This is a genomic window from Kribbella sp. NPDC051952, assembly GCF_040680855.1.
GTDB lineage: Bacteria > Actinomycetota > Actinomycetes > Propionibacteriales > Kribbellaceae > Kribbella.
In genome coordinates this window covers 388,123-400,505 of the sequence record NZ_JBFAXQ010000004.1, presented here as the reverse complement: position 1 = coordinate 400,505, position 12,383 = coordinate 388,123, and the positions used below count along the sequence as shown (strand labels likewise).

The 12,383-nt window shown below is 67.4% G+C and carries 14 protein-coding genes; 7 read left to right on the top strand and 7 right to left on the bottom strand.

The features are described from left to right. Positions 1-16: 16 nt before the first annotated feature. Together AB0L70_RS11285 and AB0L70_RS11280 are read right to left on the bottom strand one after the other, a co-directional pair. The gene (locus AB0L70_RS11285; protein ID WP_363682582.1) at positions 17-892 is read right to left on the bottom strand and encodes an aminoglycoside phosphotransferase family protein; all 876 of its coding nucleotides are present in this window, start codon (positions 890-892) and stop codon (positions 17-19) included. Between the two features lie 47 nt (positions 893-939). Beyond that, positions 940-1,530 (bottom strand): DinB family protein, encoded by a 591-nt coding sequence (locus tag AB0L70_RS11280; protein WP_363682580.1) that lies wholly within the window; start codon positions 1,528-1,530, stop codon positions 940-942. 156 nt (positions 1,531-1,686) lie between these two features. Between AB0L70_RS11280 and AB0L70_RS11275 the strand changes: the two genes are divergently transcribed. Beyond that, the gene (locus tag AB0L70_RS11275; protein ID WP_363682578.1) at positions 1,687-2,910 is read left to right on the top strand and encodes a hypothetical protein; all 1,224 of its coding nucleotides are present in this window, start codon (positions 1,687-1,689) and stop codon (positions 2,908-2,910) included. Here AB0L70_RS11275 and AB0L70_RS11270 read toward each other — a convergent pair. Then, the gene (locus tag AB0L70_RS11270) at positions 2,860-3,450 is read right to left on the bottom strand and encodes an NUDIX hydrolase (protein WP_363682576.1); all 591 of its coding nucleotides are present in this window, start codon (positions 3,448-3,450) and stop codon (positions 2,860-2,862) included. The genes AB0L70_RS11275 and AB0L70_RS11270 overlap by 51 nt on opposite strands. Positions 3,451-3,535: 85 nt before the next feature. Here AB0L70_RS11270 and AB0L70_RS11265 point away from each other — a divergent pair, with 85 nt between their 5' ends. The 5 genes from AB0L70_RS11265 (at position 3,536) to AB0L70_RS11245 (ending at position 7,928) form a co-directional block, all read left to right on the top strand. Continuing rightward, positions 3,536-4,120: a GNAT family N-acetyltransferase gene (locus AB0L70_RS11265; protein WP_363682574.1), complete on the top strand. Its 585-nt coding sequence runs from the start codon at positions 3,536-3,538 to the stop codon at positions 4,118-4,120. 21 nt (positions 4,121-4,141) lie between these two features. Beyond that, positions 4,142-4,894, top strand: coding sequence for a 3-oxoacyl-ACP reductase FabG (gene fabG / locus AB0L70_RS11260; protein WP_363682572.1), 753 nt, complete (start codon positions 4,142-4,144; stop codon positions 4,892-4,894). A gap of 34 nt (positions 4,895-4,928) precedes the next feature. Further along, positions 4,929-5,315 (top strand): MerR family DNA-binding protein, encoded by a 387-nt coding sequence (locus AB0L70_RS11255; RefSeq protein ID WP_363682570.1) that lies wholly within the window; start codon positions 4,929-4,931, stop codon positions 5,313-5,315. Positions 5,316-5,486: 171 nt separating this feature from the next. Continuing rightward, positions 5,487-5,939 carry an NUDIX domain-containing protein gene (locus tag AB0L70_RS11250; protein WP_363682568.1) on the top strand — a complete coding sequence of 151 codons (453 nt, stop codon included), beginning with the start codon at positions 5,487-5,489 and terminating at the stop codon, positions 5,937-5,939. Between the two features lie 345 nt (positions 5,940-6,284). After that, positions 6,285-7,928 carry a LamG-like jellyroll fold domain-containing protein gene (locus AB0L70_RS11245; RefSeq protein ID WP_363682566.1) on the top strand — a complete coding sequence of 548 codons (1,644 nt, stop codon included), beginning with the start codon at positions 6,285-6,287 and terminating at the stop codon, positions 7,926-7,928. Between the two features lie 59 nt (positions 7,929-7,987). Here the strand turns inward: AB0L70_RS11245 and AB0L70_RS11240 are convergent, their stop codons facing one another. Together AB0L70_RS11240 and miaB are read right to left on the bottom strand one after the other, a co-directional pair. Beyond that, positions 7,988-8,728: a phosphotransferase gene (locus tag AB0L70_RS11240; RefSeq protein WP_363682564.1), complete on the bottom strand. Its 741-nt coding sequence runs from the start codon at positions 8,726-8,728 to the stop codon at positions 7,988-7,990. Then, positions 8,725-10,200 (bottom strand): tRNA (N6-isopentenyl adenosine(37)-C2)-methylthiotransferase MiaB, encoded by a 1,476-nt coding sequence (gene miaB / locus AB0L70_RS11235; protein ID WP_363682562.1) that lies wholly within the window; start codon positions 10,198-10,200, stop codon positions 8,725-8,727. Before miaB ends, AB0L70_RS11240 begins: the two co-directional genes overlap by 4 nt. Before the next feature lie 101 nt (positions 10,201-10,301). Between miaB and AB0L70_RS11230 the strand changes: the two genes are divergently transcribed. After that, the gene (locus AB0L70_RS11230) at positions 10,302-11,855 is read left to right on the top strand and encodes an amidohydrolase family protein (RefSeq protein ID WP_363682560.1); all 1,554 of its coding nucleotides are present in this window, start codon (positions 10,302-10,304) and stop codon (positions 11,853-11,855) included. On the opposite strand, the gene AB0L70_RS11225 is transcribed toward AB0L70_RS11230, so the two are convergent. Beyond that, positions 11,788-12,171, bottom strand: coding sequence for a metalloregulator ArsR/SmtB family transcription factor (locus tag AB0L70_RS11225; protein WP_363682558.1), 384 nt, complete (start codon positions 12,169-12,171; stop codon positions 11,788-11,790). The genes AB0L70_RS11230 and AB0L70_RS11225 overlap by 68 nt on opposite strands. Further along, the gene (locus AB0L70_RS11220; RefSeq protein WP_363682556.1) at positions 12,168-12,371 is read right to left on the bottom strand and encodes an iron dependent repressor, metal binding and dimerization domain protein; all 204 of its coding nucleotides are present in this window, start codon (positions 12,369-12,371) and stop codon (positions 12,168-12,170) included. The genes AB0L70_RS11225 and AB0L70_RS11220 overlap by 4 nt, the downstream gene beginning before the upstream one ends. Positions 12,372-12,383 lie beyond the last annotated feature (12 nt).

The window sequence follows — 12,383 nt, the reverse complement described above, 5'->3', positions numbered from 1 at the left end:
CTGCAGGCTGGGCAGCTCACGGGTTGCAGAAGGGGCGGGCTTGGGCGAGGTCTGCGTCTACTCGGCGGAGGCCTTCGATGCCCCAGGTGTTGATGCCGTCCTGGTCTACCTGGTTGCAGACGCGGACTGCCAGGTCGCGGAGGGAGCGGGCCAGGCGGGCGTATTCGAGGTGGATGGAGTTGAGGCCCTCGGCTTTGTAGGCGGTCAGGAAGCGGACGGGGTCGGGGCCGCAGAGAGCGGTGAAGAGGTCGTGTTCGCGTGGGGCGAGTGTTGTGTGGCCCCAGTCGAGTAGGGCCGTGACACTGCCGGTGCGGTCGATGAGGACGTTGTGCGGGAACAGGTCGCGGTGGCAGACGACGTTCGGTACGTCGCTTGCGCGGGCCTGCTCGATCACTGCTTCCAGGCGGTCGACGTTGGCCAGGATCTCTTCGCTGCGATCTGCGATCCATGGGTGCCCGTGCTGGTCGCGCAGCGCCTCGATGCACCACTCGTTGATTGGGGCACGGGGCAGGTCCAGGTCGGTGATCTCGTGTACGGCGCGCATCGCCCGCGCCATCTCGTCGATGTCGTCCCACGTTGCTTGGCGGCCTTCGACGTACGGGAAGAGCGCGTAGCGCCGGCCGAGGTGTTCGGAGGTGTACGAGCCGTCGAGCGCTTGCTGCGCAGCGGGAACGGGGATACCGCGAGTTGCCAGCTCGGCGGTGAGCGCCAGTGCGGCGTCGCTGTCGGGCTGCTCCCGCCACAGCTTCACGAACCAGCGTCCGTCGGTGAATGCATCGGCTTCGAACCCACCCGGGTGGCGCTGCAGCTCACCGACGTCGACACCGAAGGCGGCGCTGACGTCGGCCGTCGACGGCGGCCGTACCTCACTCCACAGCGCCTGGTGGGACATGGTCAGTAGTCAAGTCGCGGGGCTGTGGCAGTGCAACGGAATTCCGGTCAATGGGGCTTTGAGGCCGATTGGGCGGCTTGTTCGATGGTGGCTCGGAGGGTTGTCCAGTAGGCCGGGGGTTGGCCGTGTAGGGGTTTGGGGTCCAGGCCGGCGCCTACGGTGCCGTCCAGGTGTTCTCGGAGGATGTCGGCGTGGCCTGCGTGGCGGTTGGTCTCGGTGAGGACGTGGACCATGATGTTGAAGAGTTTCACGTTGGGGCGCGGCCACCAGGGGACGTGGCCGGGGGCATCGATCGGGAGCGCGTTGACGGTCGCGTCGGTGAACTCGCCGGCGAGCCGGTAGCGGTCGATGATCGCCGTACGGGTCTCGTGCTCGGCTGCCCACATGGCGTCGCTGCTCCAGGCCTCGTCGCTGTCCCAGCGCGGGAGCGGCCAGGGTGACGGGCGGTCGAAGATCTCGCTGAAGTAGCGCGCCTCGGTGGCTGCGAGATGCTTGACCAGGCCAAGGAGGTTGGTGCCGGTGGTGGTCAGCGGACGGCGTACGTCGTACTCCGACAGACCGTCGAGCTTCGACAGCATCACCTTGCGGATCCACTGCAGGTCGTTGTGCAGATAGCTCTTCGCGAAGTCATCGATCACCCTGGCAGCGTGCCATGAATGGGGTCGCGCCGATGGATGGATCGACTGGTTCGCCGATGAGGGGGTGGGCCGACACCCCGGTCTGGCGGCGCGTGGTGGGGAAGTCTGGCATTGTGAGGCGCCGCTGGGTGGAGCTGGGTTGGTGGGGGTGGGGGCGTGGCTGAGGGACCGGCGCGGGCGGTTTACTTCTCGCAGGTGGAGCCGCATGATCCGGGGTCGTTGAAGCGTGCCGTGGATCTGCGGGCGAGCTTGCTGCTGCATCTGATCTTCACGCCGCGGATCGTCATCGGCGACGCGCAGGTTCTCAACAATCCGGTGTTCCGTTCGCTGCTCTCGGGGCCTACCGGCGAACCGGCTCAGGACAGTGAGGTCGCCTCCTTGCTGGCCGGCGGAGAGCTGGTCATCGCCAAGCGTGCAGGCCTTACGCTGGAGCAGATCCAGACTGATCACGAGGCGCGCCGGGTGCACGGCGTACCGCCGCGTGAGTACGCCCGCTTCCTCGACAGCGTCGCCACTCCGCACTTGTGGGAATGGGACGAAGACGATGTCGCCGAGCAGTTCAAGAGCAACGCCGTACGCCGTCTGGACGAGGCGCTGGCCGAGGACGCGAGTGGGGATCTCCGGGCTGCGCGCGATTGGGTGGCGTCGCGGGAGCAGTTGAGGTATCACGATCTGCGGCAGCACTTGACGTCGTACGACGAACGCACGGCTGCCGTGGTCGACCAGCTGGTCGGGATCGAGTACAGCCTGAGTTTGCCGTCCGCCTTGCAGACTCCGATGGCGGACTCGTCGACCAGTCGGTGCAGCCCGTTCACCTACCTGTCGCTGGATGATCAGCTCGAGCAGTCGCAGGTCCGCGAGCTGCCGTGCTGGATCCTGCGACCCGAGGCCCTGGCAAAGTTGCCGGTCGCCGCGGTCCGCGAGGCTGCGCAGCTTCAGGCGAGCCGGGAGGTCAAGGCGCAGCTCGGCCGGATCGAGGTCGGGCTCGAGCCGGACGTGGCCAAGTTCCAGGCGGGGCTGGTCGAGCTCGTCGAACGTCTCGAGGCATCCGCACTGGACTTCGCCGTCGGCCGGGATGCCGAGGCGCTGGCGGAGTTGCGGGATCGGCCCGCGAAACTGCGCCTGTGGAAGTCCGCCCGGAACACTGCGGCCATCACGCTCACCTGCCTCGGGATCGACGTCTTCACGGGTGGCATCCCGTCCTCGCTGTCACTGCTCGCCCAGCTGGTGACGTTCGGTGCCTCGGTCAAGCAGGAGATCACCGACGACCGGGCCCGGGAGCGCGCCGCCGACAACCGCAGACGTGAGCTGAGGATCAACTCCGACCGCTCAGCGGAGGGGATCGTGAAGCGGATCGTGCTTCCCATCTCTCGTCAGTGAGGCGATCGTGTACGCCGAGATGCTGATGGCGCACTGGATCGATCCATCGGCGATTCGCCGCAGTACATCGTCATCGCTGAGCCAGACCGCATGCTCCACGGACTCCATCGCGTCGGCCGCGGGACGCACATCGGCTCGATCCGGGTCCTCGACGTACGCGCGTACGACGGTGACCGCGTTCTCGATCAGCCCGGTCTCGGGGTAGATCGTCCCGCATTCCGTCAGGTCGTCGGCGGCGTACCCGGACTCCTCCAGAAGCTCCCGGGCCGCGGCCTGCTGGACTGTCTCGTGTACGCCGCGCCCGCCTCTGGGGAGCTCGAGTGCGGACAGGTTCGGGGAGTACCGGTGGGTCGAGATGAAGAGTGTGCCCCTGGAGCTCCGGGCCGCGATCACCACGCCGGCGCTGGCCCATCGCCAGCGCAGGTAGTTGCCGATCCGCCCCGACGGAGCCTCGACCTCGTCGTTGAACAGGTCGCCGTACTCGTTGGAGAAGACCGCGTGCTCGTGCTTGCGAACGATCGGCGAAGGTCCCGAACCCATTCGCGGATCGTAACGCGTCGACCAGTCCGAAAGTCGGCTGCCAATCCGGACGAGGAATGTCCGGATGTGGTTCTACTGTGTGGGGATGGTCAGGCTTGAGGAGCTCACGGTGCGGCCGCTGAGTGTTGAGACGTGGGATGCGTTCGCGGATCTCGCGGAGCGGCACAACGGGGTGTGGGGCGGGTGCTGGTGCACGTTCTTCCACACGATGAAGGAAGAAAAGACGTTCGACGCCGACGACAACCGGCGGCTGAAGCAACGGTTGGTGGCCGAAGGGCGTGCTCATGCGGCGCTGGTCTTTGACGGAGAGGAGGCGGTTGGGTGGCTCGAATACGGCGTACCTGCGGAGTTGCCGAACATCAACCACCGCAAGCAGTACGAGGCGGAGATGGAGAGTCCGCCCGATTACCGCATGACCTGCTTCTTCGTCGACCGTCGATATCGTCGGCAGGGCGTGTCCGGGGTTGCTCTGCGCGGCGCGCTGGAGCTGGTCGCTGACGCGGGTGGCGGGGTGGTCGAGGCGTATCCCCAAGACACCGCCGGCAAGAAGATCACCGCCTCCTTCCTCTACAACGGCACCCGATCGCTGTTCGAACAGGCCGGCTTCACCTACCAACGCCCCAAGGGCAAAATCCACTGCGTGATGTCAAAGACCATCCCAGCCCGATAGCAGGCATGGCAGGGTGGGGTTGTGGAGACTCGGGTTGCGGTTGTTACCGGTGGTGGGTCGGGGATCGGGGCTGGGGTTGCTCTGGCGTTGGCGGGTGCGGGGTGCCGGGTCGGCGTACTCGATCGGAACGAGGACGGGGCGCGGTCGGTCGTTGAGGAGATCCGCGCTGCTGGTGGGTCGGCGGTCGCGGTGGGTGCGGATGTCGGCGTACCCGAAAGTGTCGAGCGTGCTGTCGACGAGGTGACTGCTGCGCTTGGACCGGTGGGGATCTTGGTCAACAACGCCGGATTCGCTCGGGACAGCATGGTTCTGGACATGCCGCTCGAGGACTGGGATGCGGTCGTCGCGACGCACCTGCGCGGCAGCTTCCTGATGCTGCAGGCAACGGCTCCGGCGATGCGGTCGGCCGGGTGGGGGCGCATCGTCAACATTTCGAGCATCTCCGCGCTCGGCGACAACAACCGCGCGAACTATGTCGCAGCCAAGGCCGGGGTGGAGGGTCTGACGCGTGCGGCGGCCCTCGAGCTAGCGCCGTACGGAATCACGGTGAACGCGATCGGGCCGGGTGTGGTCAACACCGCGATGACCAAGGTCAGTGCGGCTCGCGCCGGGCGTACGTTGGACGAGCATCTCGAGGCGATGCGGAAGTCGATCCCGGTCGGTCGCGTCGGTACGCCGTACGACATCGCGCGGGCCGTTCTGTTCTTCGCTGCCGAGGACGCTGATTACGTGACGGGCCAGGTCCTCTATGTGAGTGGCGGACCGCACGGTTGACCCTGTAGTTGGGTCCGGGGTTCACGATGGAGTCATGCGAACTGGTGAACTCGCGGGCCGGGCTGGGGTCAACACGGAGACACTGCGGTACTACGAACGCCGCGGGCTGCTCGAACGGCCGCCGCGGACGAACGGCGGGTATCGCGACTATCCGGCGGACGCGGTGGAGTTGCTGCGGTTTATCAAGCGGGCGCAGGAGCTCGGGTTCACGCTCGATGAGGTCGGGGAGCTCTTGCATCTCGGCAACGGCGGCCCGGAGGCTTGCGATACGGCCCGCGTACTCGCGGAACACCGGAAGGCAGACCTGGAGCGACGGATCGCCGATCTGCAGCGGATGCGGGACTCCCTAGCCGAACTCGTCGACACCTGCGACCTACCGCCGGCCGACCGCAACTGCGCCCTACTCGAAGCCCTCCGATGAGCACACCCGCCCTCGAGCTCCTGCAGGTCCCGGACGGCCGGAACGCGGAGCTGCTCCTGGAACGCCTCGCCCAGGTCGTTGACCTACCGGTCACCCGCGACGAGATCAGGTCTCCTTCGATCATCTGGGTCGCCGCGGGGCAGTGTCGGAGGGGGTGGTTAGGGTCGGGGCATGGATCGGTTTGTGGTGGTTCCGGCGGCTTATGTGGTGTTGCGGCGGGGGGATGAGGTGTTGATGATGCTGCGGGCGAACACCGGGTACATGGATGGGTTCTGGGCGGTGCCGGCGGGGCATGTGGAGAAGGGCGAGTCGGTGCTCGAGGCCGCCGTACGCGAGGTGCGGGAAGAGGTCGGGGTGGAGATCGATCCCGCCGATCTGGTGCCGGTGACTGCGATGCATCGGACCGGCGGGAACGGGGATCCCATCGATGAGCGGGTCGACTTCTTCTTCACCACGACACGCTGGACCGGCGACCCAAAGCTAATGGAGCCCGAGAAGGCCGCCGGCCTCGACTGGTTCTCCCTAGACAAGCTCCCAGACCCCGTGGTGCCACACGAGGCCCGAGTACTAACCGCGCTACACGACGCCGGTCTCCCCCCAGTAATCACCCACGGCTTCCACTAACCCCACGAACTCCCTGGGCCGCGCCACCCTCCCCTCACCCCGCACGTCGTTCCCGCCCTCACCCCTCTCGGCTCGGATCGCGGTCTTGGAGGGTTCTTTTGGTGTTTACCGGGGGCTGGGGGGAATGGTTTTAGAGTTCGTTGCGGTGTCGGTGAGGTTGTGGAGGCGGGTATGGGACAGCAGGGTGGCGGGACGAGTCGGCGGCGGGTTTTGCAGGCGGGGGCGATTGGGGCAGGGGCCGTGATCGCACCCGGTGTGATGAGTGCCGGGGAGGCCAGTGCGGCTACCGCTGGGGCTTCCAAGGGCGGGATTGATACGGAGCACCCGCGGTTCACGCTGGCTGTTGTGCCGGATACGCAGTATCAGTTTGATCAGGATCGAGGCGACCCCGCGCCGTTGACCGCGACGTTCGAGTATCTGATCGAGCAGCGCACGGCCGAGAACATCGTGTTCACCGCGCATCTCGGTGACGTGACCGAGAACGCGCTGGCGTCGGAGTTCGCGCAGGCGGATCCGGTGTTCAAGGTGATGGACCGGGCGCGGATGCCGTACAGCGTTCTCGCCGGCAATCACGACATCGACGGGTCGAAGGACGACACGCGTGGGCCGTCGCCGTACCTGGACACGTTCGGACCGCAGCGGTTCCGGCGGATGGCGACGTACGGCGGATCGACGGCGAACGGGTACAACTCGTACCACGTGTTCCGGGCGGCCGGGCGGCAGTGGTTGCTGCTGGCAATGGATTGGCGGCCGTCGGACGCGAGCTTCGCCTGGGCCCGCGACGTCATCGCCAAGCACCCGAAACTGCCCGTCATCCTCACCATCCACGAACTGGTGAACGCCGACCACGGACAGCCCGTCGCCTACTTCACCGACCAGGGCAACCGGGTCTGGGACCAGCTGGTCAACGAGACCGACCAGATCTTCCTCACCCTGAACGGGCACTACTGGCCGCCCGGTCGGGTGACCCGGAAGAATGCCGCAGGCAACGATGTGCACCTGCACCTGACCAACTACCAGGACCGGTACTACGGCGGTTCCGGGATGGTCCGGTTCTACCACTTCGACCTGGCCCGGAACACGATCGACGTCGAGACAATCGCGCCGTGGATCCTCGGCCAGGACCCCGCTCGGCGGAATGCGCTGGAGGAAGGCGAACTGGAGCTGACCGACGACACCAACCGGTTCAGCATTCCGATCGACTTCGAGCAGCGGTTCAACGGGTTCGCTCCCGAGCCGGTGCGGCCGGCGCGGCCGGCGTCGCAGCTCGTGATCGCCGGCACTGCGGCGTACTGGCGGTTTGATGGACCGGTCACGGACAAAGTGATCGATTACTCGGGCAAGGGGAATCATCTGACCCGTGCGCAGTTGGGTGGGGATACGCCGACGGCCAGCGGTGAGTTTCATCCTGATCAGCCTGGACATGCCAGCTGGTTGTTTGCTGGGGGCAAGGATCCGGCGCGGGGCGGTTATCTGCGTACGGCGGACAACGCGCCGCTGAATGCGATGACGTTCAGCCAGGGGTACACGATCGAGGCGTTCGTGAAGCTGGCCGATGATGGGCAGGACCACTCGTGGGAAGGATTGCTCTCGCGGGTCGGGACCGGGCGCGATGCGGGGAAGACCGGTAGCGACCCGGATGAGCCGGTGGTGAAGCTCGGGTTCTCCGGCGGACTACAGGTGCAGTGGGCGGTCTACCCGGCGAACAAGAACGACACGTTCACGAACTGGGGCCACGAGCAGGTGGCCGGCCGGTGGTTCCACCTGGCGGTGGTGAACGACGGGCGGCACAGCATCGTGTACGTCGACTCCTCGGAACTACTCCGCAACCCGGCGACCCCGTCGAACGGACTGGCGACAGTCGGCAAGCCGTGGCTCGTCGGCGCGGGTCACTACGCCAACACCATCGACCAAGGTTTCGCGGGCCACATCGGCGAGGTCCGGATCGTCACCCGCGCCCTCAAACCCGCACAGTTCCTCAACGCCTGACATCCCCGCACGGTCGGCAGAACCCGAGCGGGACCGCGGTCCCTGGGGTACGCGGTTGGCTAGAGGTGGGAGCGGATCAGGGCTTCCTGGGCGGGGAGGAGGGCCTTCTCCGCCGGGGTGAGCGTGACGTTGCGAGCGCGTTCGGCCATTGCGTCGGGAAGGCCGGGTGAGGGGTCGATCGTGTTGGCCAGGTAAACGGTCAGGGCCTCGCGGATCAAAGGTGAGAGGTCCTCGAAGGACGGGTCAAGGATTACCTGCGCGAAGATGATCGCAGTCATCGCCACGTCGAACTCCGGGGTGCCCTCGATCGCGTTGCACCAATCGATCACAACCGGGCCGTCCGCGGTGGCGATCACGTTCAACGGGTGCAGATCGCCATGAACGACAACGCGTCCGGGCGTGCCGCTGGGCGCCGGGATCGCCTGCAGGCGGCGATGCAGATCGGCGTGGATCTCACCGAGCTCGACCGCGGTGAAGTCACCGGCGATCGCAGCGTCCGCGAGGGTCGGCCCGTTCAGCCGCTGGAGCACCATGTCCGGACCGTCGATGTCCCGGACGGCCGGCACCGGGTAGTCGTACTTCGCCACCCACCGCATGAAGTCGCCTTCGTCGCGCACGGGATGGCCGTTGCGATACCGCCGCAGCACCCATTCGTCGTCGATGGCGTAGATGTCCGCATCCCGCCCGAAGGCGAACGGCTCAGCACCGGGCGCCAGGAACGGCGACGGGCGCTGCACGACCTCCGCGTCAGACCGCCCCAGCCTCGCGCCCAGCCCAGCGCTCTCCCCCGGAGTGCTCATCCGACCTGGCACCCGCCGGTCGCCGGTTCGAGCGGTGTCGCGCCGACAGTCGGCATACCAAGCATGACTCCAGGGCTGGCGGACTCCGGCGTCTCCTGCGCGCGTTCCCACGCGTCGCCGGCCCGCGTACGCCGTACCGCTCCGAAAACGTCCGCCACCAAGTGATGCGGCGCGGCATACGTGACCTCGACAGTCGCCAGGTCACCCGGCCGCGGTGTCTCAACACCCTCGGGAAGCGCGAAGTGGACGAGCCGGTTGTCGCGAGCCCGACCACTCAACCGGTGGGTGGCCGCGTCCTTCCGCCCCTCCCCCTCAGCGATCAGCACCTCGACAGACCGGCCGACGAGCTTCTTGTTCTCGTCCCAAGCCATGTCGTCCTGGAGAGCGACGAGACGCTCATACCGCTCCTGCACGACGTCCCGCGGCACCTGCTCCTCCATCGACTCAGCCGGCGTCCCCGGCCGCTTCGAGTACTGGAACGTGAACGCGCCAGCGAACCGCGCCTGCCGAACGACGTCGAGCGTGCCCTGGAAGTCCTCCTCGGTCTCCCCCGGGAACCCAACGATGATGTCGGTGGTGATCGCGGCGTCCGGCATAGCCGCCCGCACGTCCTCGATGATCTTCAGGTACCGATCCCGCCGGTACGAACGCCGCATCGCCTTCAGCACCCGGTCGGACCCGGACTGCAGCGGCATGTGCAGCGACGGCATCACGTTCGGCGTCTCGGCCATCGCCTCGATCACGTCCGCGGTGAAGTCCCGCGGATGCGGCGAGGTGAACCGGACCCGCTCCAGCCCTTCGATCCCGCCACACGCCCGGAGCAACTTGCCGAAAGCGAACCGGTCGCCGAACTCCACGCCGTACGAGTTCACGTTCTGACCGAGCAGGGTCACCTCGAAGACGCCCTCGGCAACCAACGCCTCGACCTCGGCCAGGATGTCGCCCGGCCGCCGGTCCTTCTCCCGGCCGCGCAGCGCGGGGACGATGCAGAACGTGCAGGTGTTGTTACAGCCGACGCTCACCGATACCCAGGCCGAGTACGGCGATTCGCGCCGGGTCGGGAGCGTGGACGGGAAGACGTCGAGCGACTCGAGGATCTCGACCTGCGACTCCTGCTCGACCCGGGCCCGCTCCAGCAGCACCGGCAGCGCGCCGATGTTGTGCGTCCCGAAGACCACGTCGACCCACGGCGCCTTGCGCACGATCGACGCCTTGTCCTTCTGCGCCAGGCAACCACCGACGGCGATCTGCAGGTCGGGCTTCTTCGCCTTCACCGGCGCCAGGTGACCGAGGTTGCCGTACAACTTGTTGTCGGCGTTCTCCCGGACCGCGCACGTGTTGAAGACGACCACATCGGCCTGGTCTCCCTCGGGCGCGCGGACGTAACCAGCGTCCTCCAGCAGCCCGCGCAGGCGCTCGGAGTCGTGGACATTCATCTGACACCCGTAGGTGCGGACCTCATAAGTACGCATGACAGCCACCAAGAGTACGTGCCGCGGTAGACATTTCCCTACCTGGGATCGGCTCCCTGCACCCCCTGACCGGCGCGCGGCCGCCGACAATAGTGAGGGGCATGAACAGTTCTCGCCGTCAGTTCCTCGCCCGCACCGCCGCCGGCGCCGCAGTCCTCGCCGCCGGCTCGTTCACCGCGACGACCACCGCGACCGCCAACGCGACCGCAGCCGCGGGTGCCGCCAGCAAGACGCGGCCGACGATCATCGCCCTGACCAACGCCACCGTCATCGACGTCGCCACCGGGCGCCGCACCCCTCACCAGACCATCCTGATCAGCGGCGAGCGGATCGTCGCCGTCGGCCGACCGGCCGTGCCGCACGGCGCGACCGTGATCGACCTGGCCGGCAAGTTCGTCATCCCCGGCCTCGCCGACATGCACGTCCACAGCCTCGGCGACGAGCACGTGTCGCCGCCGCTGTACCTCGCCAACGGCCTCACGACGATCCGGGAGATGGCCGCGCCCGACCCCGCGCTGTACGACTGGCGCGACCGGATCGAGGCCGGCACCCTGCTCGGCCCGCGGATGATCGTGGGCAGCCAGATCATCGACGGCGACCCGACCCTCTGGGACCCGAACCTCCTGCGCGTCCTTGTCGTCGCGGACGAGCCGACCGCGCGCGCCGCCGTACGCCAGGTCAAGGCCGAGGGCGCCGACTTCGTGAAGGTGTACTCACGGGTGAGCCGGCAGTCGTACGCCGCCATCCTCGACGAGGCCCGCAAGGTCGGCCTCACAGTGCACGGTCACGGACCGGACGAGCTCAACTCGAAGGAGGTCAGCAACGCCGGCCAGCGCAGCATCGAGCACATCCACTCCCTCGGCCTGTCCGTCTCCACACGCGAGGCCGAGGTACGGCGGATGGTCCGCTCGATCAACGTGAAGACCGGCGACTACAACGGCTGGTTCCGGCAGATGCACCCGATCGAGTGGATCGCCGCCAACACCTACAGCCCGGCCCGCGCCGCCGACGTCTTCGGCACGCTCCGCCGCAACAACACCCGCGTGACGCCGACCCTGACCATGCACAACGTGCTCGACCAGATCGACTACACCCGCCTCGACCCGGCCCTGGCCAAGTACCTGAGCGAGGACTCGATCGGCACCTACGACTACGTCATTCAGAACCTGTACGGCGCCAACCGGACGGCCGAGGAGATCTCGCACCAGCACCAGATGTGGGCCTGGCACAAGCGGTTCGTCCGCGAACTGATCGACCACGGCGTCCCGATCATGGCCGGCACCGACACAGGTACGCCGTACTCCGTCCCGGGCTTCGCACTGCACGACGAACTCGAGCACCTGGTCAGCGCCGGCGCCACCCCACGCCAGGCCCTGTACGCCGCAACTGTCGAGCCGGCCAAGTTCCTCGGGATGTCCGCGGACCTCGGTTCGGTCGAGGCACGGAAGATCGCGGACCTGGTCGTCCTGGATGCCGATCCGATCAAGGACATCCGGAACAGCCGGCGGATCCACAGCGTCGTCACCCGCGGCCGCGTGATCTCACCGGCTCAGCGACAGCGGATGCTCGCCGACGTGGAGGCTGCGGTCAAGGCGCCGCCGACGGCGTCGGCCATTGCCGCCGGCGGCTGCTGTGGGGGGCATCCCAAGCGCTGACCGGTGGGTCGGGCGCAAGCGTGCCGTCGGGCGCGACGTGCTCGAAGATCTGCTCGACCAACGCGACAACGTGCGGGTCGTCGACGGTGTAGAACTGCCGGCGGCCCTCACGTCGTGCACTGACCAGTCCGGCCAGCCGGAGCTTGGCCAGATGCTGGCTCGCCGTCTGCACGCTGACTCCCACCCGGGTGGCCAGCGTGCCGACGTCGTACTCACCGCAGCTCGCCAGCGCCACCAGGTGCAGGCGAACCGGCGCCAGCAACAACCCGAAGGTCCGGGCCGCGGTGGCGAGCTGCGGTGCGGTCGGCTCGATCATGCGTCGACGCGAGCCTTGGGTGGAATCGACTCTCCGCGCACGTCCCGCGCCGGATACCCGAGCGCCGCGTCGATCAAGTCCTCGAGCCGGTCGCTGAGACCCTGAGCGAGGGCAACGGCCTCCGCATCCACCTCGTCCAGAGGTACGCCGAGCACCCGGTGCAGGAAGGTCTCGAGCAACTGACGACGTCGGTCGGGCATGGCAGTACTCCT